Genomic DNA, 22,683 nt, shown 5'->3' with positions numbered 1-22,683 from the left:
CTCAGACCGCGTGGAGGCGAATCCGCACGTCCAGTTCCGTGCGGCAGAGGGCGTGGAGAAAGCAGGTTTGCTCGCCCATGGCGAGGATCTCCTCGGCGAAGGCGTCGTCCTCGTCCGTGTCCAGGAAGACGTGCGTCACCACAGGATCCGCGTCTCCCCCGGCCCGGAAGCCCGTATCCTGCACCACCCGGCAGGCACGGAGGGCTTTGCGCCGGATTTTGGCAAACCGGGCCAGTTGGGTCATGAAGCAGAAGGCGATCCCCGCGGACAGATACGCGAGGGGGTCCGGCGCGCGCAGGCCAGATGGGTCACACAGAAACCGGAAGATGGTTCCCCTTGGGTTGTACATGCGCTGCTCCACGTGCCACAGCCCCTCCGGGGTTCTGGTGCAGATGGCCTGCAGGTGCAGGGTCCGATCCTGGGTCTCCGCGAGGCTCGACCCCTGGTAGCTGGTGTCCTCCTCGGTTTTCGGGGTGGGGCCGTCCCGCTCCACCACTCCCGGAGCCTCCGCAGGGGCCGCCTGGTCGAAGAGCCGGTCAGGATCCGCGGGGACCGAGGTGTCCGCGGGCATGACCCGCAGGACCTTCAAAGGCCGGCCGTTGTGGACCAGTGAGAACCGGCTCACGAGTCCCGAACGCACCAAGCCGTACGCGGACGCGGTCCGCACCGCCTCCTGGATCCGCTCCTCCGGCAGATCCCCTTCCACGGAGAGCTCCGGGGACAACGCACCCGCGCGAAGAGTTCCCTGGCTGGCAGACCCCTTCATGGTATACCGGGTGTCCAGCTGAATCCGGACCGCTGTCCACGCCCCCTCCATCGAGTCCGCGCCTCGCTGGAGGGCCTCCGCGAAATCCGTCACCAACCCCACGCTGAAAAAGGCCAGGGGAGGGGGTGCCACGTCGTCGCCCAGGAGGTAGGGGCCCTCGTCGCTCGCGAGCCGCCAGATGGCCTGGCTGGCCCCCGTAGCCACCAGGGCTTCCTTCTGCATGGTGGACAACGACCGGGCCACGGTACGGACCCCAATCCCCCCGGGGATCCGGGAGGGCCGCAGGCTGGGGTCTGCGGCCCCGACCCGGAAGAACAACGGCAGGCCTGAGACTTCCAGAGGGCTTTTCCCCATGGCATCCCCCCTCACCGGGACACGCCCGCAGGCTCCCTCGGGATGGACGGCACGCCGTACGTGTAGAAGGTCTCCGGCAGCCGCCCCCCGAACCAGATGCTGCTCTTCTCCAGGTCGCTTTCGTTCGAGACGTCCCACACCACCGTCTTCCAATCCGGGTCGAAGATCAGGTATCCCGTATCGCCGAAGAGCTCGATGCGGGTTCCTCCAGGCTCGAACACGTACAGGAAGTAGGCCTGGGTGGTCCCGTGTTTTGCAGGTCCCGCCTCGATCCGGACTCCATAGTCGCTGAAGATGTCCGCGATGTCCAGGAGGTGCTGGGGATATCCGTACCAGTAGGCGAGGTGGTGGAACCGGCCCCGCTGGCCCGTGGCGTCCCGCATCACCGCGATCTCATGGACCAAGGGGCTTACGCTGAGCCACGCACCGACCTCGACTCCTCCTTCCCCGATCTTCTGCTCCCGCAGGCGGAAGCCCAGCACCTCCTGGAAGAACTCCCGCATGGGGGGGACAGCGCTCGCCATGAGGTTCACGTGGTCGATCCGCCGCACAGGGACGCCCCGCAGGGGCCGCCTCTGGGGTCGGTTGCGCAGGGCCGTGCGCTTCTCCGGGGGCACCTGGTAGTACTCCACCTCCCACAGGATCTCCATGGGGTGGCCTTCCGGCGTGGTGAACCGGTATGCGGGCCCGTGTCCCAGATCCCCCTCGGACCAACCGCGCCCGTAGCCGCTCCGCTCCAGCCGCTCCACGGCCGCCTGCAACCCCTCAGGGCTCGGGGCCCGCCACGCGATGTGTCCCAGCCCCGCGGTAGGGCCCTCCGTGATCACCAACGTGTGGTGGTAGGCGTCCTCATAGGCCCGTAAGTACACGGACCGTCCGTGACGGGTGGTCTCCTCCAAGCCCAAAAGGTCGTGGAAGAACCAGTAGGTCTCCTCCGGCTTGGGCGTGAGGAGTTCCACGTGCAACAGCTGCGCCACCACGGGCTGGATCATCCGCTCACCTCCTACCGGCTTGCTCCGCTTCCTGCGCCTCTGCCTGCGCGATCTCCATGAGGATCTGGGATCCGTAGTTGGCGGCGGAAAGCCCACGGAAGAGGAACGCAAGCCCCACCACCGCCGCCAGCTCCTCCCACGTGGCCCCCGCCCGACGCGCGGCGATGGCGTGCAACTTCGCGGCGTCCTGGAGATTCATGAGCAGCATTCCGAACAGCATCAACTGGGCCGTCTTCACGTCGAAGCATTTGGGATACATGAAGTGGCGCCGCAGGGCTTCCTGCAGCCGCAGACCTTCCGGATCCACCCGGGAGAGGAGATCCGTACGGGCCTGGATCCGAGGAGGGACGAACCCCATCAGGTCCACGTACACCGATCGGAGCTGTTGGATCTCTGCTTCGTCCATCCGTCGAGGAGGAAGTCCTTCCTGCATCCCCTTGCCTCCTTTCCCTCATCCTCCCTGTGTGGACTCCGAACTCCCCATGCTCCCTTCCGGGACACCTTCCGCCTCCCGGAGCAGTCTCCGGGAGAGGACCCGACCAAGCCGCAGGAAGAGCTGGACGCCAATCGGTACCACGCCCTCTCGGAAGATCAGGAAGAGGACGATGAGGAGAACGCCGTACGTGAGGACGGTCAACTGCCCGAAGGGACGCACGAGCTCGTCCACCAGGGTGAACACCACCGCTCCCACCACCGGGCCCAGGGTGGTCCCCATCCCGCCCAGCAGCAGGGCGATGAGCACGGGGATGTCCACGTGCCCCACGGCGAAGACGGAGGGGCTGATGAACCCGTTCACGTCCGCGTACAGAGCCCCCACAAGCCCGATGAGGGCGGAGGCCAGGATCGCGGTCCCGACCTTGTACCGGGTGACGTCGATGCCGGAAAGCTCCGCGTTCAGCTCGTCGTCCTCCAGGGCCCGGAACGCCAGCCCGTGCCGGGAGCGCAGGAGGAGCTGATACCCTCCCAGGGACAGGACCAACACCGCAAGGAGCACGTAGTACGCGCGCTCCGGAGTCTCCCCGAGCCCGAATCCGAGCCCCCGGGTGGAGAGCCCTGTCTCCCCGTTCGTATACTGCCGCAGGCCGAGCAGGAGGTTGTGGAAGATGAGGGAGACCGCCACGGTGATGATCCCCACGAACAGCACCCCGAGCCCCCGACGCACCCCCACATAGCTCAGAAACCCTCCCACCAACCCGACGCCCACGGTGGCCAGGGCCGTGGCCAGGAGGGGGGAGAGCCTCACGTCCCGGACCAGGATCACGGAGGCATATGCCCCCAGCCCCGCGAGCGCCCCGACGCACAGGAAGAGTTGCCGGGTGTGTCCGAACAGGAGGTTGAAGGCCACCGCGTAGATGGCCAGGATCAGCATGAGGCTTGTGATGCGAAGCCCGTACGGGCTTCCGCCCACGAGGAGGGGGACGGCCGCCAGGGCGATCCCCGCCCCCAAGACGGGGAGGGCGTGGGTGAGGAGACGGCGTCCGCTCATGGCCAGTACGCCAGCAGGCCTTCCGGCCGGATCAACAGGGTGCAAGCCGCCACCGCCAGGAGCACGACCCAGGTGATGTAGGTCCCCACCGTGTAGCTGAGCGCAGCGTTCACCAGCCCCAGCATGAGACTCGCCAGGAAAGTTCCCGTGAGGCTCCGCACCCCGCCCACCACGGCCACGATCAGGGCCAGGATGGTGAATTCCGTGCCCATCTCCGGGCCCAGGTACGAGAAGAAGCCCTGGGCGACGGCCGCCACCCCTGCCAGAAGCCCGCTGAGGAGCACCGTGAGGGTCCGGGCCCGGTGCACGTCCACCCCACACAGCCAAGCCCCGACCTCGTTCTGGATGATGCACCGGATGGCCTTGCCCAGGAAGGTGGTCTTCAGAAACGCCAGAAGGAGGAGGAAGGCGGCCAGGGCGAGGGCCGCCACCGCCAGGCTCCCCGTCCGGACCGTGAGCCCTCCCAGGCGGACATAAGGAGAGCCCATCTGCAGGGTCAGGGCCACGTTCGGGTACCGCCAGGTGAAGAGCCCGTCCAGGGCGAAGGAGAGCCCCAGGGTCAGGATGATTCCCAAAAGCAGGCGTTCCTCCCCGCGACGTGCGTATGCCTGCCGCAGAAGGGTTTGATCCAGGAGGAGGGCTACAAGCCCCGCAAAGAGGATCCCCGCCACGCAGGCCAGAACCGGTGGCAGGCGGTTCTGCATGAGGAGCGCGGCCACAAGCCCGCCGGACACCGCCACCTGCCCGTGGGCCAGGTTCAACACCCCTCCGAGTCCGTACACGAACACCACGCCCACGCTGAGGAGGGCCAGCTGCAAGCCCTGCACGAGACCGTCCAGGACGATGCCCATCACCCGTCCCTCGCTTCCCCCACGGGTTCCACGCGGCGCAATTCTCCCAGGTACGCCCGGCGCAGCTCCGGCCTTCCCCACAGCTCGGACGCGCTCCCCTGGAACACCACCCGTCCATCCCGGAGGACGTAGACCCGCTCGCACAGCCCCAGGGCCGCCCGCACCTGCTGCTCCGCGAGGAGGATGGTCACCCCCTCCCGCTGCAGCACCGCCAGCTGCCGGTACAGCTCCGCCACCAGACGGGGGGCAAGCCCCGTGGAGGGCTCGTCCAGCAGCATGAGCTTCGGGCGCCCCATCAGGGCCCGGGCGATGGCCAGCATCTGCTGCTCCCCGCCGCTGAGGGTCCCTGCCCGTTGCCCCCGCCGCTCCGCCAGGCGGGGGAACAGGTCGAACACCCGCCGCAACCGGGACCGGAACCCGTCGGGAGAACTGTAGGCTCCCAGCTCCAGGTTCTCCAGAACCGTGAGCTGCGGGAACAGCTCTCGCTCCGCGGGCACGTACACGAGGCCCCGGCGGGCGATCTCATGGGGGGGAAGCCCGTGGATGGGGGATCCCTCGAAGACCACAGTTCCCCGATGCGGCCGGACCAGGCCTGCGATGCTTCGGAAGAGGGTGGTCTTGCCGGCCCCGTTGGGCCCCAAGATCGCGGTGGCATTCCCTCCGGGGACCTCTAAGCTGATGTCCCGGATGACCGTGATCCCGTTGTATCCTGCCCAGAGGTTCCGGACTTCCAGCATGGGCTACCCGCGTGCCCCCTCCAGCTCGTGCATGGAAACCCCCAGGTAGGCCTCCACCACCACGGGATCCTGAGCAACCCGCGCGGGCGGGCCGTCCGCGATGACCGCGCCGTGGTCGAGGACGATGACCCGGTCCACGGTCCCCAGGACCGCCTCCATGACATGCTCCACCCAGAGGATGGTCATCCCCAGCTCCTGCCGGATGCGCCGGAGCAGGGCGGTGCACTGCTCGATCTCCACGGGGCTCAATCCGCTCATCAGCTCATCCACCAGGAGCAGTCGGGGGCCTGCCGCGAGGGCCCGTGCCAAGTCCACCAGTCGCCGCTCCTGCGTGTTGAGCTTCCCCACCACCTCTCCCCGCTTCCGCTCCATCCCCACCAGGCTCAGCGCTTCCTCTGTCCGCCTCTGCGCCTCCTGCCAAGACACCCTCCCGGGACGGCCGAAGAGAGCACCGACTAAGACGTTCTCCTCCACCGTGAGGCGGGGAAAGAGCCGCGGGATCTGGAGCACCCGGCCCACGCCCCGACGGGTGACCACGTGGGCGGGGAGCCCGGAGATCCGCTCGCCCTCCAGTTCCACCACGCCCTCCTCCGGCCGCAACAGCCCGTTGATCACGCTGAGGAGGGTGGTCTTGCCGGCCCCGTTGGGGCCGATCAATCCCACGAGGCTGGCCCGCTCCACGTCGAAGGTCACATCCCGGAGGGCCACCATGCCCCCGAAGCGCTTCGTGATCCCCCGGCATCGCAGGAAGGCGGCCTCACTCCTCGGGGACATACGGCTCCAGCTGCGGCACCCGGAACTCGTACTTCTGCTTCCACCCGCAGCCCGGGCAGATCCCGCCCGGCGGATCCCCCCGCTGGATGGTGAACATGATGGGGCGCGCTTCCTTCATCTCGCCCCACTCCGTGAAGGAAAGGGGCCAACCGTATCCGGGCTGCACGAACCGGCCCCGCCGGATCACGTCCGCGATGCGGCGGGGATCCGTGGAGTTCGCCTTCCGGGCTGCGTCCGCCACCATCTTCACGATGGCATAGCCCGAGAAGGCGTTGTCGTCAAAGTAACGCCGGTAGGTGGAGTAGAACCGTTCCGCCAGCCGACGGAAGGTGGGGTGGGTGAAGTCCGCGCAGGTGTAGTCCACGTAGCGTCCATAGAGGGCCTCGCCAGCCCGTTGCACGATCCACTCCGGCGGGTTGTGGGCCCCGAACATCTGCTGGCGCATGCCCAACTCCGTGGCCTGCCGCACGATCACCGGGATGCCGGGCGGATGGCCGCCGATGTCCAGGAACTGGGGGTTAAACCCTTGCAGGCGCCGCAGGTAGGGGGTGAAGTCGGAGGTGGCCACGGGGGCGATCTCGATCTGGATCTGCATGCCCGGGATGGAGCGCACGTAGCGTTCCAGCCACTGCATGTAGGACCGCCCCCACGCATAGTCCGCGATGATGGCCCCCACCCGGGTGTACTTGGAGAACTGCATGAGGGCCGCGGACGCCTGCACGTACATGGGAGAGGCCACCAGGCACGTCCGGAAGGTATAGCGGCTGCTCTTCCGGAGGATGGTGTGCGCACCCGCCCGGGTGAGGAAGATGGGAACCCGCAGGGACTCTGCCTCCCGCGCGAGGGCGGCCCCGATGTCGCTGCTGATCATCCCTCCCGCGGCCGCGATCCCTTCCCGTTCCACCAGGAACCGGAAAGCGCTGATGGCCTCCGCGGGGCTGTTGCGGTCATCGCGTTCGACGAACTCCACAGGGCGTCCCAGGACTCCTCCCGCCGCGTTCAGCTCCTCCACCGCCATGCGCATCCCGTCCCGTACGTTCACGCCCCAGAAGGCGAACGGGCCACTCAGGGCCGTCAGGGCCGCCACCTTCAGGGGCCGGACCTGCCCACCGGTGGGCACAGCCAGCACCCCGACCAACCCAAGGATCACCACCGCTCCGGCAATCCTCAAGTTCCGCATTTCCCCCTCACCTCCCGTAAAATCCGCACGCAAATTGTACTCTAGCACGAACGGCGGGCCCCCACAACGCAGCCCGGCCTTCGGGATTAAATCCCTCTCACGAGATCCGCGGGTCGCCGCTTCGGGGCCGTCCGAGCGGGGACGAAGCGGCGCAGGCTCCGGCCGATCTCCACCAGTCCCCCGGGGAGCAACAGAACCACTAAGATGAAGAGAAGTCCGAACACGAGCACGTGAACCTCCGCGAGGCCCAGGGCCAGGATCTCCCGAACGGTTACGAAGAACGCGGCTCCCACCACGGGCCCCCACACGGTCCCGATCCCTCCCAGGAACACCATGAGCATGCTGTCGAAGGTCCACACGGGACTGAAGGCGAACTGGGGGTAGAAGCTGGGGTGGTAATAGCCGAACGCACCACCCGCGGCCCCGGCGAATCCCGCGCTCAACAGGAAGGCGAGGAGCTTATGTCGGAAAGCGTCCACCCCCACGCTCTCCGCCACGAGCTCGTCTTCCCGCACCGCCACCAGCCCCAGTCCGAACCGGGCACGGGAGAGCCACCAGGCAGCCAGGGTGACCGCGGCCGCCACGAGGAGGACGAGGTAGTAGCGGGGGAGGAGGCGGTATGTGGCGATGGCCCGGGAGGGGAGCGCGGAGACCTCCGGCAGAGTGGTGCCCACCACGATGCGCAGGATCTCCGCCATGGCCAGGGTTCCGATGGCGAAGTACGGTCCCCGGAGGCGGAGGGAGGGGGCTCCCACGAGGAGGCCGGCCAGCACGCTGCCCGCGCATCCCGCGGCCAGGGCCGCAACGACGGGGACTCCGCCCAGCCAGAGGAAGCGGGTGAGGAGGGCCCCGATCCCGAAGAAGGCAGCCAGCCCCAGGTTAACCTGTCCTCCGAATCCCCCCACGAGGTTCCAGGACTGGGCGAGGGCGACGGAGAGGAGCACGAGGAAGGTCCAGTTCACCACCGCGGCCTCCCGGACCACGAGGGGCAGGACCAGGAGCCCGACCCCGGCCACCACGGCTCCCGCCCGCTTCACCCGCCCCTCCCGAACAGGCCCTGCGGCCGGAGGATGAGGACCACGAGGAAGAGCACCAACCCTACCACCTCCCGGAACACCCCCCCGAAGGCGAAGGCCGCCGCGGATTCCGCCATCCCTAGCAGGACGCCCGCCACGAAGGTTCCGAAGATGCTCCCCAAGCCCGCCAGGACCACTACGATGAGGGCCTTGAGGGTCCAGCCCAAGCCGATGGCCGGACTGATGGCGTCCGACACCGTGACGAGGGCTCCCGCGACCCCCGCGAGGGCGCTTCCCAGGGCGAACGCGGTCCGGTAAACGCGGCGCACCGGTACTCCCATGAGGCTGGCTGCCTCCCAGTCCTCCGCGGTGGCCCGGATGGCCCGGCCCAGGTCCGTCCGTTGCAGGAAGAGGTGCAGCCCCCCCAACGTCGCAAACGCCACCCCGAGGCTTCCCAGACGCGTCAGGGGGACCACCAGGGGTCCGAGGGAAACCACGCGCCCCGCGTAGGCGGTGGTCACGGCCCGCTCGTCCGCGGTCCACGCGAAGATGGCGAGGGCGTGGAGCACCAGGGCGAGGCCGAATCCGATGAGAATGGATAGCTGAACCTTCGCCTCCTCCTCAATTCGAACCAACCGGCCGAACAGCGCCTGGTAGAGCACCACGCCCACCCCGAACAGGAGGGGGCCCGTGATCAGGAGGGAGGCGAACGGATCCACCCCCCACAGGGAGAAGGCCCAGAAGGTGGCGTACCCGCCCAGCATGATGAGCTCGCCATGGGAGACATTCAGCATGCGCAGGACGCCGAACACCAGGGCGAGCCCCACCGCCGCAAGGCCGTACACTCCGCCCACCAGGGCTCCGAAGATGAGGTTCTGCAGCCAGATCTCCACTAGGACCCCACGTAGGAACGCCGCACCTCTTCCGTCCCGAGAAGCGTCCGAGCGCTTCCTTCCACGAGCACCCGCCCCTGCGCCATCACGTATCCTCGCGAGGCGTGCTCCAGCACCGGAAACGCGTTCTGCTCCACGATCACCACGGTGACTCCCTCCCGGACGATGCGGTGCACGGCCTCGTACACCTGCTGCACCACGCGCGGAGCCAGCCCCAGAGAGGGTTCATCCAGGAGCAGCAGCCGGGGCCGGCTCATGAGGGCCCGGGCGATGGCCAACATCTGCTGTTGACCACCGGAGAGGGTTCCCGCGAGCTGGTGCCGCCGCTCCGCGAGAATGGGGAAGAGGTCGAAGACTTCCTGCAGGGCCCGGGCCCGGTGGGGGCGGGCCCGGGCCACGTACCCGCCCATCCACAGGTTCTCCAGGACCGTCATGTGGGCAAAGAGGCGGCGGCCCTCGGGAACCATGGCGATGCCCCGATCCACCACCGCCTCCGCGGGCTTCCCATCCAGGCGTTCCCCCTCGAACCGCACCTCCCCGCGCAGGGGCCGCAAGAGGCCCGCGACGACCCGGAGGGTGGTGCTCTTGCCCGCGCCGTTCGGTCCCACCACCGCCACCACCTCCCCGGGCTCCACCCGCCAGTTCACCCCCCACAACACCTGCACATCCCCGTACGCGGCCTCCAGGTCCCGGACCTCCAGGAGGGGAGCCATGGGATCACCCTCGGCCCAGGTAGATGTCCACCACCCGGGGGTGGCCGAGCACTTCCTCGGGAGTTCCCTCCGCGATCTTCTCCCCGGAGTTCAGGAACACCACCCGTCCGCACAGGGCCCGGACCGCGGGCACGTTGTGCTCCACCAACACCAGGGTGAGCCCTTCCGCCCGGAGACGCTGGAAGAGGGCGATCTCCGCCTGAACCTCCTCCGGGTTCAGCCCCGCGAAGGGTTCGTCCAGAAGCAGCAGGCGGGGTCGGGTGGCCAGGGCCCGGCTCACCTCCAACCGCCGGCGCTCCGCCAGATTCAGCTGAGCTGCCGCGAGGGATGCCTTCTCCCGCAGCCCCACGAGGCCCAAGAGCTCCTCCGCCTCCCTGCGGGCGGCGGCAACGGAGGGGGCGGGATGCGCCCCGTACAGACGGGCGATGGCCACGTTGTCCAGCACGGAGAGGTGGTGCAGGCTGCGCACCAGCTGAAAGGTGCGGGCGATCCCCATCGCGGCCCGTCGGTGGGCCGGAACCCCGTTGAGGGAGACCCCTCGAAACCGGATCTCCCCTCGGTCCGGGCGGAGCGTGCCCGCCACCAGGTTGAACACCGTGGTCTTGCCCGAGCCGTTGGGACCGAGGAGCCCGAAGATCTCTCCCTCTTCCACACAAAGGGTGAGGTCCCGGACCGCCTGTACCCCTCCGAAGGCCTTCCACAGTCCGTGGACCTCAAGGAGGGCGCGACCCGGGGGCATCACCGGCTGCGGAAGGGCGGGGCCGGATACACGAAGGAGGCGGTGGCGAACTCCCGGGGCCAGACGAGCTCCTGTCGTCCTCCCTGCCACTGCACGATGATCACCCGCACCGGGCTCGTACCGTCCGGCCGGAACCGCACGGGTCCCACCACGGTCATGAGGTTCGTGGAGGCCATGGCATCCCGGATCTTCCCGTGATCCAGGCTCCCCGCCCGCCGGATGGCGTCTGCCACCACCTGCACGCAGGCGTACGCGGGACCCACGATGACGTCCGCGGGCCGGCCGAACCGCTGCTGGTGCTTCGCGTTCAGCTCCTGGACGCCCGGGAACTTCACCGCGTGGTGCCAGCCCGGGATGAGCAGGGTGTAATCGCCGTCCTTGCCCAAGCTCTGAGCCCAGGTGACCGCGTCCGGCGCCCGGATCAGCAGATACGCCTTGGGGTTGTAGTCCAGCTCCTTCATCTGGCGGATCAGGGTGATGCCGTCCGGCGGCGTCGGAACCCCGAGCACCAGCTCCGCGCCCGCGGCCTTGGCCCGCAGGATCAGATCGCTCATGTCCCGGGTGCCCACGGTGTACTCGCCCCGGAACACCACCTGGTAGCCGAGCTCCGTGGACCGCACCGACCACAGGGATGCCATCTCCCGGCCCCAGTCCGTGCGTTCCGCGAAGATGGCCACCCGCCGCGGCCGCTGTTCGGGGGGAAGGAAACCGTTGAGCATCCGGTAGGTCTCGACGGCCATGTCCGGAGACTTCGGGAACGGGGAGAAGAGGTACCGGTAGCCCCGCTGGTGGATGCTCCACAGGGCGAACGCCACTCCGCAGTACGGGATGCGGTTCTTCTCCGCCACCGCCGCGGCGGCCGCGTGCAGATCGCTCCCGAACCCACCCAGATACGCGGCGATGCCCTGCTGCGCCAAGGCTTCCATCCGGCTCACGGTCTTGGTGGGATCCGACTCGTCGTCCAGCATCACCAGCTCCAGCCTCAACCGCTGGCCCCCCACCGGAACGCCCCCGCGGGCGTTGATGTCCTCCACCGCCAGCTCGTATCCCGCCCGCACCTGAGCCCCCCCGGACGCGAACCGGCCCGTGAGGGGGACCACCGCCCCCAGGCGGATGGTCGCCAGGGGAGCCCCCATTCCGGCCACGGATAGGCCCACGCAAACCCACGCCAGGATTCCCGCGAACGCCAGCCGCTTCATCCTCCCGCCTGCCTCCCGTGAGGATTCCGGCCCTGACCCTTCGACGCGAACCCTCCGGCTTCCTCTCCAAACTTAGCAGAGCCTTACCCGACTTAGCAGAGCCTTACCCGACCGGTCAATTCCCCCCATAGGGCAGAGGCACGACTCCGGGAAAACCGGTTTCCCCCTTCCCGGGCCTTGGGAGTAGAATATGGAACGTGGCGTGGGTCGGACGAAAGTCAGCGTCGCCCGCGTAAGATGCGAAGAGGGGGAGTTCAGATGCGGGGAAACGGACGGGTGAAGGTGGCCATCCTGGGATCCGGGAACATCGGGACCGATCTCATGTACAAGATCCTCAAAAATCCGGGGCCCATGGAGCTCGTGCTGGTGGCGGGGATTGACCCGAATTCGGAGGGCCTTGCCCGGGCCCGGTCCTTGGGGATCCGCACGAGCGTGGAGGGGATCCGGGCGGTGCTGGAGGATCCGGAGATCCGCATCGTGTTCGACGCCACCAGCGCCAAAGCCCACGTCCGTCATGCCAAGCTGCTGCGGGAAGCGGGGAAGGTGGCGGTGGACCTCACGCCGGCCGCGGTGGGGCCTCACGTGGTGCCCCCCGTGAACTTCGGGGAGCACGTGGACGCCCCCAACGTGAACCTCATCACCTGCGGCGGGCAGGCCACCATCCCCCTCGTGTACGCGGTGAGCCGGGTCACCCCTGTCCAGTACGCGGAGATCGTCTCCACGGTGGCGAGTCGCTCCGCGGGCCCTGGAACCCGCCAGAACATCGATGAGTTCACCTCCACCACGGCCCGGGGTCTGGAGGTCCTGGGGAAGGCCGCGAAGGGCAAAGCCATCATCATCCTGAACCCCGCGGAGCCGCCCATCATCATGCGCAACACCATTTACTGCATCCCCGCCTCGGAGGACCTGGACCCTCAGACCATCCGGGAGTCCGTGGAGCAGATGGTGGCGGAGGTACAGCGCTACGTCCCCGGATACCGGCTGAAGAACCCCGTGCACTTCGATCGTCGGGAGACACCGTGGGGCGAGCGCACGGTCATCGCCATGCTCCTGGAGATCGAGGGCGCGGGGGACTTCCTCCCGCCCTATGCGGGCAACCTGGACATCATGACCTCCGCGGCCCGCCGGGTGGGCGAGCTCATGGCTCAACACATGCTCGCGAGGGTAACCGCATGAGCACGCTGGTGGAGAAGCGCAACCTGAAGCCGCCCCGGGTCACGGACACCACCCTCCGGGACGGGTCGCACGCCTTCCGTCACCAGTTCACCCGGGAGCAAGTCCGCAAGCTGGCCGCGGCCCTGGATGAGGCCGGGGTTCCCGTGATCGAGGTGAGCCACGGGGATGGGCTTGCGGGTTCCAGCATCCAGTACGGGTTCTCCCGGGTGCCGGACCTGGACCTCGTGGAGGAGGCCGCCTCCGTGGTCAAGCGGGCCCGCATCGCGGTGCTGCTCCTCCCCGGCATCGGCACCCGACACGAGCTCAGGGAGGCGGTCCGTCGGGGAGCCACCATCGCCCGCATCGCCACGCAGTGTACGGAGGCAGACATCTCCGAGCAGCACTTCGGGCTGGCCAAAGAGCTCGGCATGGAGACCGTGGGCTTCCTCATGATGGCCCACATGCGGCCTCCGGAGGTGCTGGCGGAGCAGGCCCTCCTCATGGAGTCCTACGGGGCGGACTGCGTGTACGTGGTGGACTCCGCAGGGGCCATGCTGCCCTGGGAGGCCGCGGCCGCGGTCCGGGCCCTCCGGCAAGCCCTCAAAGTACAGGTGGGATTCCACGCGCACAACAACCTGGGCCTGGCCATCGGGAACACCCTGGCCGCCATCGAGGCGGGGGCGGACCAGGTGGACGCCTGCCTGAGGGGATGCGGAGCAGGCGCGGGGAACGCGGCCACGGAGGTGCTGGCCGCGGTCCTGGACAAGGCCGGCATCAACCCCGGCCTGGACGTCTTCAAACTCATGGATGCCGCGGAGTTCCTCCTGGCCCCCATGATGCCCTTCCAGCCCTTCCCGGATCGGGACGCGGTCACCATCGGGTACGCGGGGGTGTACTCCACCTTCCTCCTCCACGCCCGGCGGATCGGGGAGCGGCTCGGCATCGATCCCCGGGAGATCCTGGTGGAGCTGGGACGGCGCAAGGCGGTGGCAGGGCAGGAGGACTGGATCCTGGACGTGGCCCTGGACCTGGTACGGGCCCGGGAACAGGCGGCGGTGGGCGGATGACGGAGACCCAGCTCGCGGAGGAGATCCGCAAGGCGAGGCACCGCCGCACCCCTGTCCCCAGTGCCGGAGCGCAGCTGGACCTCCCGGTGGCCTACCGGATCCAGGAGGCCCTGTGTGCGGGTCGGGTTCTGCGAGGGTTCAAGCTGGGCCTGCTGAGCGAGGCGAAGCAGGCCCAGATGGGCGTGCACGAACCCATCTACGGGCGAATCTGCGCGGACATGCTGCTGGAGCGCGAGGTCTCCCTCCTCCGCTTCCTCCAGCCCCGCCTGGAGCCGGAACTCGTCACCATCCTCCAACAGGACCTTCCACCCGGAAGCCCTCCCGGGGCCGCGCGGAAGGCCATGGCCGGTTGGTTTTTGGGACTGGACATCCTGGACAGCGTCTGGCAGGACTATCGCTTCACCGCGGCGGAAGTGGTGGCGGACAACGCCTCGGGCGGAGGGTTCGTGCTCGGGGAAGTCCTCTTAAGGGACCATCCCCCCGAGACGCTCCGCCTGTACATCAACGGGACCCTGCGCACGGAGGGGCGCACGGAATCCCTCGGTGACCCGGCCCTGCGGCTGTGCTGGCTCGCGGACCGGGTGGGCGGGCTCCGGGCGGGCCAGGTGGTGTTCCTGGGTTCTCCCGCCCCCGCGGTCTCCGCGGAGCCCGGAGTGGTGGAAGTCGTCGGCGACGGTCACCTGCTGCTCGTAACCTTCCACGGCGAGGTCGGGATCGGGAAAGGAGGGGGCTGAGATGGACCGGCCGTTCTTCGAGCTGGAGCACTACATCGGCGGTGAGTTCGCGAAGGGGAGGAACCGGTTCGAGGTGTACTACCCCGCCACGAACGAGGTGATCGGCACCGCCCCGGAGGCCACCGCGGAGGAGGTGGACGCCGCGGTCCAGGCCGCCCACCGGGCCTTCCGGACGTGGAGCCGTCTGCCGGCCGTGGAGCGCCGGAGGTACCTGCGGGCGTTCGCGAACGCCATCCGGGAGTCCGCGGAGGAGCTGGCCCGCATCGAGACCTGGGACGTGGGACGCCCCATCCGGGAGAACGACCCCGCGGTGTACATCGCCCGGGTGGCGAACAACATCGAGTTCTTCGCGGACTTCGCCGTGACCCACGGCACGGAAGCCTTCCTCATGGACACCGGGTACGTGAACTACGTGCAGCGGATGCCTGTAGGAGTCGCCGCCCTCATCACGCCGTGGAACGTGCCCCTCCTGCTGGAGACGTGGAAGATCGGGCCGGCCCTGGCGTTCGGGAACACCGTGGTCCTCAAGCCCGCGGAGTGGACCCCCATCGGCGCCTGGAAGCTTGCGCAGCTCGCGCACCAGGTCGGGCTCCCGCCGGGTGTGCTGAACGTGGTCCACGGATTCGGCCCGGACTCCGCGGGGGAGTTCCTCACCAAGCACCCGCTCGTGCGGCTCATCTCCTTCACCGGGGAGACCACCACGGGCCGCATCATCATGCAGAACGCCGCTCCCACCCTCAAGCGGCTGAGCTTCGAGCTGGGCGGCAAGGGCCCGAACATCGTCTTCGCGGACGTGGACCTGGACCGGGCCGTGGAGGTGAGCCTGCGGGCGGGCTTCTTCAACCAGGGGGAGTTCTGCCTGGCGGGCCCGCGGGTGCTCGTGCAACGGCCGATCTACGAGGCCTTCCTGGACCGGTTTGTCGCCGCCTGCGAGCGGCTGCGGCCCGGGGACCCCATGGACCCCCAAACCACCCTCGGTGCCCTCATCATGCCGGAGCACCTCCAGCGGGTCTTGGGGTACGTGGAGGAGGCCAAGGCACAGGGAGCCCAGATCCTGTTGGGCGGGGATCGGCCCTCCCTTCCCGCCCCCTTCGATCGCGGCAACTTCCTCAATCCCACGGTCATCACGGGCGTCCGGCCCTCGGACCGCATCTGCCAGGAGGAGGTCTTCGGTCCCGTGGTCACGGTTCTGCCCTTCGAGACGGAGGAGGAAGCCATCGAGATCGCAAACGGTGTGAACTACGGGCTGAGCGCGGTGGTACAGACCAAGGACGTGGGGCGGGCCATCCGGGTCTCCAACGCCCTGGAAGTCGGCACGGTGTGGGTGAACGACTTCTTCGTCCGGGACCTGCGGGTGCCCTTCGGCGGGATGAAGGACAGCGGCATCGGCCGGGAGGGTGCCCAGTACAGCCTGGAGTTCTACACGGAAGCGAAAACCGTATGCCTCAGCAACCGGTAGAGGTCCTCGCGCAACGGCTGGAGGAGGCGTTGCTCAGCCGTCGGCCCATCCCGCCCCTGAGCGAGGAGGCCGGGCTGGTGCAGATTCCGGATGCGTACGCGGTGCAGCAGCACTGGATGCGTCTGCGCATCCAGTGCGGGGAGCGCATCGTGGGTCGGAAGATCGGGCTCACGAGCGCCGCCATGCAGGCCCAGCTGGGGGTGAACGAACCGGACTACGGGTGCCTGTGGGGCTCCCGGTACTTCCCGGTTCAGGCCGGTCGGGCGGAGGTTCCCTACGACCTCTTCCTGCAGCCGCGGGTGGAGGGAGAGGTGGCGTTCTTGCTGGGCCGGCCCCTGCGGGGCCCCCACGTCACCTTGCAGGACGTGCTGGCCGCTTCTGAGGCCGTCACCGCGGGCATCGAGATCATCGACTCCCGCATCGCCGATTGGCGCATCAAGATCACGGACACCATCGCGGACAACGCCTCCTTCGGAGGGTTCGTGGTGGGGCCGTGGTCGAGCCGGATGCGGGAGGCGGACCTGCGCCTGGTGGGCATGATCCTCTGGCATAACGGCCGGGCGGCCACGGAGGGTCTGGGCGCCGCGGCCCTGGGGCATCCGGCCCGCTGCGTGGCCTGGCTTGCCAACAAGCTCGCGGAATTCGATGAGGAGTTGCAGGCCGGGGACATCGTGTTCAGCGGGTCCCTGGGAAGGGCCGTTCCGGTCCAACGCGGGGATGTGATCACCCTGGAGATGTCTGGGGCCCCCTCGCTCTCCGTACGGTTCGTATAGACGACCGACTTGCACACGCTTGAAGAACTCCCCACCATAATAGCCGGACGTTTCGGGGGGATTCGGTGCAGGTGGTACCTCTTGACCTCAGGACAGGGCCTCCCGCAGTGGTGGTGGAGGAAGTGAGCAAGGCCTTTTCCACCCGGAGGGGGACCCTGCAAGCCCTGGATCGGGTCAGCTTCGAGGTGGCCCAGGGGCAGTTTACGGTGATCGTGGGGCCGAGCGGATGTGGCAAGACCACGCTTCTCCGGATCCTCGGGGGGCTCGAGCGGGAGTTCGAGGGGCGGGTGGTCCTGCACACCAACAGCGGCGGGAGCCCCTTTGCCATGGTGTTCCAGGAGCAGTCCGTGTTCCCCTGGATGACGGTCCGGGAAAACGTGGCGTACGGACTTGCCCTCCGTGGGATTCCCCGGGCTCGGCGGTCCGCCCTCGCGGAGGAGTGGATCGAGCGGGTGCACCTGGGAGGCTTTGCGGACGCCTATCCCCACCAGCTCTCGGGCGGCATGAAGCAGCGGGTGAGCATCGCCCGGGCCTTTGCGGTGGATCCCGAGATCCTGCTGATGGACGAGCCCTTCAGCGCCCTGGATGAGCAGACCCGCACCCTCCTCCAGCAGGAGGTGGCCCGGCTGTGCGAGGAGTACCGGAAGACGGTGGTGTTCATCACCCACAGCATCGACGAGGCCATCACCCTGGGCGATGAGGTCGTGGTGATGACGCGCCGGCCCGGGCGCGTGAAGGCCCGGGTGCCCGTTCCCTTCCCCCGGCCCCGGGACGTGGTGGAGATCCGCTCAAGCCCGGAATACGGGCGCATCTACCGGCACATCTGGTCCCTGATCGCGGAGGAGGTCAAGAGCTAGTGGAGGAGCGGATCCTTCCCGCACAGGCCCTGGAGCGGAGGCCCGCCTCCCAAAGCTCGGGACTCGGGATCCAGGCCGCGGCCCTGGCCCGCAGCGCCTTCCCCCTCGTGTGGCTGGGCGCCTGGGAGGCAGCGGCGCGGATGGGCTGGATGGACGCCCGGTTCTTCCCACCCCCGAGCCTCATCTTCGAGACCCTGGTGCGGGGACTGGCGAGCGGGGAACTGCTGCCGCACCTGGGGGCCACCTTGGCCCGGCTCGGGGTGGGGTTTGTGATCGGGGCTGTGCCCGCGGCCCTGTTGGGCATCCTGATGGGGCTTTCGCCATGGGTGCGGGCCGCCCTGGACCCCGTGGTGGCTGCCCTGTACCCCATTCCGAAAAGTGCCCTGCTGCCGCTCCTGCTGCTGATCTTCGGGCTGGGAGAGGGCTCCAAGCTCACCATGTCCGCCATCGGGGTGTTCTTCGTGATGGTGGTGAACGCCATGGAGGGGGTTCTGGTGACGGGGCGGGTGTACTTCGACGTGGCCCGCAGCTTCTCCGCCACCCGCTGGCAGATGATCCGCACGGTGGCCCTCCCAGGGGCTCTCCCCCTCATCATGGCGGGAGCACGGCTGGGAATCGGGCTGAGCCTGATCCTCGTGGTGCTGGCGGAGATGCTGGGAGCCCGCAACGGGCTGGGGTACGTGCTGTGGAGCAGCTGGCAGACCTTCAGCGTGCCGACCCTGTACGCGGTGCTCATGATCACCGCCCTGCTCGGTTACCTCTCCGTGCTGGCCGTGGATGCCCTGCGCAGGATCCTGGTGCCCTGGCAGTAATCCGGGGGAGGTGAGGAGGATGCGGATCTGGCGGTGGGCGGTGTTCGGACTGGCCTGCGTCCTAGCCCTGGCTGGGGGCTGGGAGGCGGCCTTGGGGCAGCGGCGGCTGGACCGGGTGGTGGTGGGGACCGTGGGCCATCCCTCCGACGCCGGGATGTACATCGCCATGGAGAAGGGCTACTTCGCGGAGGAGGGCATCGAGGTCTCCATGAACAACACCTTCCGCACGGGCGGGCAGACCATCCCGCTGCTGGCCACGGGGCAGCTCCACGTGGGGGGAGGAGCTCTCGATCCCGCCTTCATCAACGCCATCCACCAGGGGATCAACCTGAAGGTCGTGGCCGGGAAGGGGATCATCCGGCGGGGCAACGGGTTCAACGTGCTGCTCGTCCGCCGGCAGCTGTACGAACAGGGAGTGCGCTCCATCGCGGGACTCCGGGGTCGGAAGCTGGCGGTGACGAACCTGGAGGGTGCGGTGACCTTCGAGGTCCAGGAGATGCTCCGGACCGCGGGGCTCTCCCTGCGGGACGTGGACCTGGTGGTCCTGCCGAACCCCGAGATGCCCGTGGCCCTACAGAACGGCGCCGTGGACGCCGCCTTCGTGATCGAGCCCGTGGCCACCGTGGCCACCTACCGGCTCAAGTCCGCGGTGGTCCTCATGACCGCGGACCGCGTGGTGAACGACTTCCCCATCGGGGTGATCTTCTACGGGCCCGCGATCCTCGCCAACCCGGACCTGGCGGTGCGGTGGATGACCGCGTACATCCGGGGATTGCGTTACTACGACGTGGCGATGCGGGATCCCTCCGTCCGGGAGGAGGTGATCCGCATCTTCCTCAAGTACCTCCCCTTCAAGGACGTGGAGGTGTACCGGAACATGATCTGGCCGGGCCTGCGGCCGGACGGCACCTTCAACGTGAGTTACATCAGACCCCTGCAGGAGTTCATGCTGGAGTGGCGGGCCATCCGGGCCATAATCCCCACGGAGCAGCTCGTGGACTTCAGCTACCTACAGAAGGCCTTGGACCGGATCCGGGAGCGGGGGTCCCGCTGAATCCAGCGCCGGAGGACGGACATGACGTGGAAAATTGACGTCTTCTGCCACATTCTCCCAAAGCGGTACTACGACTACCTGGTGCGCCACGTGGCCGGGGAAGCATACATGCAGAAGCGGGTGCGTGGGATCCCGGCCCTTTACGATCTCGACGCGCGCTTCCGCCTCCTGGACGCCTACCCCGACTACGTCCAGGTCCTCTCCCTGGCGGCGCCGCCCCTGGAGGCCGTGGCGCCGCCGGATCGTTCCCCCGAGCTCGCCCGGGTGGCCAACGACGCCCTGGCGGAACTGGTGGACCGGTACCCCGACCGGTTCGTGGGCTTCGTGGCCTCCCTGCCCATGAACCATCCCGAGGCCGCGGTCCGGGAGGCGGACCGGGCGATCCGGGAGCTGGGAGCCACGGGGGTCCAGATCTACACCAACGTGAACGGAAAGCCCCTGGACGCTCCCGAATACCTCCCCCTCTTCGAACGGATGAGTCAGCACGACCTTCCCCTCTGGGTCCACCCCACCCGTCCCCCGGACCAGCCCGACTATCCCACGGAGACCCGCTCCAAGTACGACATCTGGTGGACCTTCGGGTGGCCGTACGAGACCAGCGTCTTCATGGCCCGCGTGGTGTTCTCGGGGTTGTTCGACCGGTTCCCGAACCTGAAGATCCTCACCCACCACATGGGCGGCATGGTGCCGTACTTCGAGGGCCGGGTGGGCTGGGGGCTGGACCAGTTGGGAACCCGCACGGACTCCGAGGAGGACCTGCGGGCCAAGGAGGCCCTGAAGAGACGCCCCCTGGAATACTTCCGCCTGTTCTATGCGGACACCGCCCTCTTCGGGGCGCTTCCGGCCACGGAGTGCGGGATCGCCTTCTTCGGGGCCGAGCGGGTTCTCTTCGCCACGGATTTCCCTTTTGATCCTGAGGGCGGAGCCCTCTACATCCGGGAGACCATCCGGGTGGTGGAGAACGTCTCGTTCTCACCCGAAGCGAAAGGGGCGATCCTGGAGGGGAACGCGCGCCGGCTACTCCGCCTCCGGCTCTGACCCGACCCGTTCCGGCTCCGGGAGGGATTCCGCCACCAGCTCCGCCACGTCCAGGACGCGCACCGGGTGCCCCGGGGCCGCGGACTTCACTGCGTCCTCCAGCATCTGGAGGCAGAACGGGCAGCTCACGGCCACCGCCTCCGCCCCTGTCCCCACCGCTTCCCGCGCCCGCTGGAGGGCCACCCGTTCTTCTCCCCGCTCCTCCATCCAGGCCCGCCCCCCTCCGGCTCCGCAGCAGAAGGTGTTCCTGCCCCTCCGGGGCATCTCCGCCAGCTCCAGCCCTACAAGCCCCGCCAGGACCTCCCGAGGAGGATCCACCACCCCGTTGTACCGGGCCAGATAGCAGGGGTCATGGTAGGTCACGCGGACCCGACCTTCCCCGACCTTCTGCACGGGACCTTCGAGCTTCCCCTGCCGGAGCAAGGAGCGGAGGAGCTCCGTGTGGTGCTGGACCTGCAGGTTCCCGCCCAGGTCCCGGTACTCGTTCTTCAGCACGTTGTAGCAATGCGGACAGGAGGTCACCACCCGCCGCACCCCATATCGGGCGAACGTCTCGAGGTTCGCGGTGGCCAGGGTACGGAACAGGAATTCGTCCCCTATCCGCCGGGCGGGGTCGCCGGTGCACCGCTCCTCAGGGCCCAGAACCCCCACCCGCAACCCGGCGTGGTCCAGGACGCGCATGAGGGCGCGGGCCACCCGCTGGTAACGCTCATCCAGCACCGCGCACCCCGCCCAGTAAACCACATCCACCTTCTCCGCACGCCCCGCCTCCCGTAGCTCCCGGACCGGTACCCCCCGGTACCAGTCTCGCCGGCTCCACCGGGTCCCTGCCCACGGGTGCTCCCGCGCTTCCAAGCTGCGGAGGGCCTCCCGCATCCCCCCGGGGATCCGGGCCTCCTCCATCACCAGGTAGCGGCGCAGGTCGAGGATCTTCGGGACGTGCTCGATGAATACGGGGCATGCCTCCATACACGCCATACACGTGGTACACGCCCAGAGGGTCTCCTCCCGCGCCACCCCTCCGGCGAGGGGAGCTGGGGAGCCCCGCCCCCGGAGCACCCCTCGGAGGTCCAGGATCAGGTGCATGGGGGAGAGGGGTTTGCCCGTAGCGGATGCAGGGCAGACCGCCGTACACCGTCCGCACTCCGTACAGACATCGAGGTCCAAAAGATCCTTCCAGGTGAAGTCCTCCAGGCTCCGCGCTCCCAAGGTGGCGGCTTCCTCCAACGGGAGGGGACGCGGGGACCCTGCTCCCTCCAACGGTTGGAGGTACACGTTCAGGGGGGCCAGGAGGAGGTGGAAGAGCTTCGAGTAAGGGATGTACGCCACGAAGGCGGTGGCGAGGAGGAAGTGGAGCCACCACAGGACTGCATGGAGCCCTCGGACAACCGGGAACTCCCAGCCCGTGCCCCGGACGAGCCACGCCACGGCGAACCCCACCGGGCTCCACCGCCCCCAAGGGTCCTCCGTGGCCGCGATGCGCAACCCCTCCACCACGAACCCCGTGAGGAGGATGGCCTCGAAGAGGAGGAGAAGGAGGGTATCCGACCAGATCCCTCTCCGGAGTCGGGGTGGACCTCCCACGTGCCGGTAGATGAGAGCCGCGCCCACCCCCACCACGGCCACCAGGCCCATCAGGTCCAGGGTGGCGGATTGGAAGTACAGGTAGAAAGGCCCCCGCATGATGGGGATTCGGAGATCGTGGTGGATGAAAACCACCACGGTCCCAAGGAAGAGCACGAGGAATCCCCAGAAGAAGGCGAAGTGGTACAACCCCGGCACCCGCTCCGCAAACATCCGGGCGTGTCCCGCCACGTGGAGGAGGACGAGCCTCAGACGGGGCCAGACGGGCCGGAGGCGATCCGCGGGTTTTCCCCGGCGCCACCTCCGGACCTCCCGATAGATCCCGTACCCGAAGATCCCCACCGCCACCGCGGTGAGGAGGTACATGATCCCCACGCCGAGAGGTGGGATGTTCCAGAAGACCTCCCGGGTGGCTTCGCGCAACGTCTCCGGTGGCATGGATTCGTTCCC

General features: G+C 68.4%; 23 protein-coding genes. 9 read left to right on the top strand and 14 right to left on the bottom strand.

Features of this window, described 5'->3' with window-relative positions; translation table 11 throughout:
- Window position 1 precedes the first annotated feature (1 nt).
- The 13 genes from QN206_10995 to QN206_10935 form a co-directional block, all read right to left on the bottom strand.
- Complete coding sequence (locus tag QN206_10995; protein ID MDR7615332.1) at window positions 2-1,120, bottom strand: OsmC family protein; 1,119 nt, start codon at window positions 1,118-1,120, stop codon at window positions 2-4.
- 11 nt (window positions 1,121-1,131) lie between these two features.
- Complete coding sequence (locus QN206_10990) at window positions 1,132-2,112, bottom strand: catechol 2,3-dioxygenase (protein MDR7615331.1); 981 nt, start codon at window positions 2,110-2,112, stop codon at window positions 1,132-1,134.
- Between the two features lie 4 nt (window positions 2,113-2,116).
- A complete protein-coding gene (locus tag QN206_10985; protein ID MDR7615330.1) occupies window positions 2,117-2,545 on the bottom strand; it encodes a carboxymuconolactone decarboxylase family protein in 429 nt (142 codons plus the stop codon).
- Window positions 2,546-2,563: 18 nt separating this feature from the next.
- The gene (locus QN206_10980) at window positions 2,564-3,598 is read right to left on the bottom strand and encodes a branched-chain amino acid ABC transporter permease (GenBank protein MDR7615329.1); all 1,035 of its coding nucleotides are present in this window, start codon (window positions 3,596-3,598) and stop codon (window positions 2,564-2,566) included.
- Window positions 3,595-4,449 (bottom strand): branched-chain amino acid ABC transporter permease, encoded by an 855-nt coding sequence (locus QN206_10975; protein MDR7615328.1) that lies wholly within the window; start codon window positions 4,447-4,449, stop codon window positions 3,595-3,597. The genes QN206_10980 and QN206_10975 overlap by 4 nt, the downstream gene beginning before the upstream one ends.
- Window positions 4,449-5,186 (bottom strand): ABC transporter ATP-binding protein, encoded by a 738-nt coding sequence (locus QN206_10970; protein ID MDR7615327.1) that lies wholly within the window; start codon window positions 5,184-5,186, stop codon window positions 4,449-4,451. Before QN206_10970 ends, QN206_10975 begins: the two co-directional genes overlap by 1 nt.
- 3 nt (window positions 5,187-5,189) lie before the next feature.
- Window positions 5,190-5,960: an ABC transporter ATP-binding protein gene (locus QN206_10965; GenBank protein MDR7615326.1), complete on the bottom strand. Its 771-nt coding sequence runs from the start codon at window positions 5,958-5,960 to the stop codon at window positions 5,190-5,192.
- Window positions 5,944-7,140: an ABC transporter substrate-binding protein gene (locus QN206_10960; protein MDR7615325.1), complete on the bottom strand. Its 1,197-nt coding sequence runs from the start codon at window positions 7,138-7,140 to the stop codon at window positions 5,944-5,946. The genes QN206_10965 and QN206_10960 overlap by 17 nt, the downstream gene beginning before the upstream one ends.
- An 86-nt stretch (window positions 7,141-7,226) precedes the next feature.
- Window positions 7,227-8,177 (bottom strand): branched-chain amino acid ABC transporter permease, encoded by a 951-nt coding sequence (locus tag QN206_10955; protein ID MDR7615324.1) that lies wholly within the window; start codon window positions 8,175-8,177, stop codon window positions 7,227-7,229.
- Window positions 8,174-9,049 carry a branched-chain amino acid ABC transporter permease gene (locus QN206_10950; protein ID MDR7615323.1) on the bottom strand — a complete coding sequence of 292 codons (876 nt, stop codon included), beginning with the start codon at window positions 9,047-9,049 and terminating at the stop codon, window positions 8,174-8,176. The genes QN206_10955 and QN206_10950 overlap by 4 nt, the downstream gene beginning before the upstream one ends.
- The gene (locus QN206_10945; protein MDR7615322.1) at window positions 9,049-9,762 is read right to left on the bottom strand and encodes an ABC transporter ATP-binding protein; all 714 of its coding nucleotides are present in this window, start codon (window positions 9,760-9,762) and stop codon (window positions 9,049-9,051) included. Before QN206_10945 ends, QN206_10950 begins: the two co-directional genes overlap by 1 nt.
- Before the next feature lie 4 nt (window positions 9,763-9,766).
- The gene (locus QN206_10940; protein ID MDR7615321.1) at window positions 9,767-10,501 is read right to left on the bottom strand and encodes an ABC transporter ATP-binding protein; all 735 of its coding nucleotides are present in this window, start codon (window positions 10,499-10,501) and stop codon (window positions 9,767-9,769) included.
- Window positions 10,501-11,700, bottom strand: coding sequence for an amino acid ABC transporter substrate-binding protein (locus QN206_10935; GenBank protein MDR7615320.1), 1,200 nt, complete (start codon window positions 11,698-11,700; stop codon window positions 10,501-10,503). The genes QN206_10940 and QN206_10935 overlap by 1 nt, the downstream gene beginning before the upstream one ends.
- A 258-nt stretch (window positions 11,701-11,958) precedes the next feature.
- On the opposite strand from QN206_10935, the gene QN206_10930 reads away from it, so the two are divergent.
- From QN206_10930 to QN206_10890, 9 genes are all read left to right on the top strand, one after another.
- Window positions 11,959-12,876 (top strand): acetaldehyde dehydrogenase (acetylating), encoded by a 918-nt coding sequence (locus QN206_10930; protein MDR7615319.1) that lies wholly within the window; start codon window positions 11,959-11,961, stop codon window positions 12,874-12,876.
- Window positions 12,877-12,899: 23 nt separating this feature from the next.
- Window positions 12,900-13,922 carry a 4-hydroxy-2-oxovalerate aldolase gene (gene dmpG / locus QN206_10925; GenBank protein MDR7615318.1) on the top strand — a complete coding sequence of 341 codons (1,023 nt, stop codon included), beginning with the start codon at window positions 12,900-12,902 and terminating at the stop codon, window positions 13,920-13,922.
- On the top strand, window positions 13,919-14,656 hold the full coding sequence (locus tag QN206_10920; protein ID MDR7615317.1) for a fumarylacetoacetate hydrolase family protein: 738 nt from the start codon (window positions 13,919-13,921) through the stop codon (window positions 14,654-14,656). Before dmpG ends, QN206_10920 begins: the two co-directional genes overlap by 4 nt.
- A gap of 1 nt (window position 14,657) precedes the next feature.
- Complete coding sequence (locus QN206_10915; protein MDR7615316.1) at window positions 14,658-16,115, top strand: aldehyde dehydrogenase; 1,458 nt, start codon at window positions 14,658-14,660, stop codon at window positions 16,113-16,115.
- Window positions 16,097-16,888, top strand: a complete 792-nt coding sequence (locus tag QN206_10910) for a 2-keto-4-pentenoate hydratase (GenBank protein MDR7615315.1) — start codon at window positions 16,097-16,099, stop codon at window positions 16,886-16,888. The genes QN206_10915 and QN206_10910 overlap by 19 nt, the downstream gene beginning before the upstream one ends.
- 122 nt (window positions 16,889-17,010) lie before the next feature.
- Window positions 17,011-17,745, top strand: coding sequence for an ABC transporter ATP-binding protein (locus QN206_10905; GenBank protein MDR7615314.1), 735 nt, complete (start codon window positions 17,011-17,013; stop codon window positions 17,743-17,745).
- Window positions 17,745-18,557 carry an ABC transporter permease gene (locus QN206_10900; GenBank protein ID MDR7615313.1) on the top strand — a complete coding sequence of 271 codons (813 nt, stop codon included), beginning with the start codon at window positions 17,745-17,747 and terminating at the stop codon, window positions 18,555-18,557. Before QN206_10905 ends, QN206_10900 begins: the two co-directional genes overlap by 1 nt.
- Before the next feature lie 19 nt (window positions 18,558-18,576).
- Entirely contained in the window at window positions 18,577-19,611 is a 1,035-nt protein-coding gene (locus QN206_10895) for an ABC transporter substrate-binding protein (GenBank protein MDR7615312.1), read from the top strand.
- Window positions 19,612-19,632: 21 nt separating this feature from the next.
- Complete coding sequence (locus QN206_10890; GenBank protein ID MDR7615311.1) at window positions 19,633-20,649, top strand: amidohydrolase family protein; 1,017 nt, start codon at window positions 19,633-19,635, stop codon at window positions 20,647-20,649.
- Here QN206_10890 and QN206_10885 read toward each other — a convergent pair.
- Window positions 20,629-22,671 carry a (Fe-S)-binding protein gene (locus tag QN206_10885; GenBank protein MDR7615310.1) on the bottom strand — a complete coding sequence of 681 codons (2,043 nt, stop codon included), beginning with the start codon at window positions 22,669-22,671 and terminating at the stop codon, window positions 20,629-20,631. The two genes, QN206_10890 and QN206_10885, sit on opposite strands and share 21 nt — an antisense overlap.
- Between the last annotated feature and the right edge of the window lie 12 nt (window positions 22,672-22,683).

This window comes from Armatimonadota bacterium (assembly GCA_031460175.1).
Classification (GTDB): Bacteria; Sysuimicrobiota; Sysuimicrobiia; order Sysuimicrobiales; family Sysuimicrobiaceae; genus Sysuimicrobium; species Sysuimicrobium tengchongense.
This window is presented reverse-complemented; position numbering and strand designations above follow the sequence as displayed.

Coding starts and splice junctions, on each gene's coding strand:
- QN206_10995 (MDR7615332.1), bottom strand. CDS start 1,120: ATGGGGAAAAGCCCTCTGGAAGTCTCAGGCCTGCCGTTGTTCTTCCGG.
- QN206_10990 (MDR7615331.1), bottom strand. CDS start 2,112: ATGATCCAGCCCGTGGTGGCGCAGCTGTTGCACGTGGAACTCCTCACG.
- QN206_10985 (MDR7615330.1), bottom strand. CDS start 2,545: ATGCAGGAAGGACTTCCTCCTCGACGGATGGACGAAGCAGAGATCCAA.
- QN206_10980 (MDR7615329.1), bottom strand. CDS start 3,598: ATGAGCGGACGCCGTCTCCTCACCCACGCCCTCCCCGTCTTGGGGGCG.
- QN206_10975 (MDR7615328.1), bottom strand. CDS start 4,449: ATGGGCATCGTCCTGGACGGTCTCGTGCAGGGCTTGCAGCTGGCCCTC.
- QN206_10970 (MDR7615327.1), bottom strand. CDS start 5,186: ATGCTGGAAGTCCGGAACCTCTGGGCAGGATACAACGGGATCACGGTC.
- QN206_10965 (MDR7615326.1), bottom strand. CDS start 5,960: ATGTCCCCGAGGAGTGAGGCCGCCTTCCTGCGATGCCGGGGGATCACG.
- QN206_10960 (MDR7615325.1), bottom strand. CDS start 7,140: ATGCGGAACTTGAGGATTGCCGGAGCGGTGGTGATCCTTGGGTTGGTC.
- QN206_10945 (MDR7615322.1), bottom strand. CDS start 9,762: ATGGCTCCCCTCCTGGAGGTCCGGGACCTGGAGGCCGCGTACGGGGAT.
- QN206_10940 (MDR7615321.1), bottom strand. CDS start 10,501: ATGCCCCCGGGTCGCGCCCTCCTTGAGGTCCACGGACTGTGGAAGGCC.
- QN206_10935 (MDR7615320.1), bottom strand. CDS start 11,700: ATGAAGCGGCTGGCGTTCGCGGGAATCCTGGCGTGGGTTTGCGTGGGC.
- QN206_10930 (MDR7615319.1), top strand. CDS start 11,959: ATGCGGGGAAACGGACGGGTGAAGGTGGCCATCCTGGGATCCGGGAAC.
- QN206_10920 (MDR7615317.1), top strand. CDS start 13,919: ATGACGGAGACCCAGCTCGCGGAGGAGATCCGCAAGGCGAGGCACCGC.
- QN206_10915 (MDR7615316.1), top strand. CDS start 14,658: ATGGACCGGCCGTTCTTCGAGCTGGAGCACTACATCGGCGGTGAGTTC.
- QN206_10910 (MDR7615315.1), top strand. CDS start 16,097: ATGCCTCAGCAACCGGTAGAGGTCCTCGCGCAACGGCTGGAGGAGGCG.
- QN206_10895 (MDR7615312.1), top strand. CDS start 18,577: ATGCGGATCTGGCGGTGGGCGGTGTTCGGACTGGCCTGCGTCCTAGCC.
- QN206_10890 (MDR7615311.1), top strand. CDS start 19,633: ATGACGTGGAAAATTGACGTCTTCTGCCACATTCTCCCAAAGCGGTAC.
- QN206_10885 (MDR7615310.1), bottom strand. CDS start 22,671: ATGCCACCGGAGACGTTGCGCGAAGCCACCCGGGAGGTCTTCTGGAAC.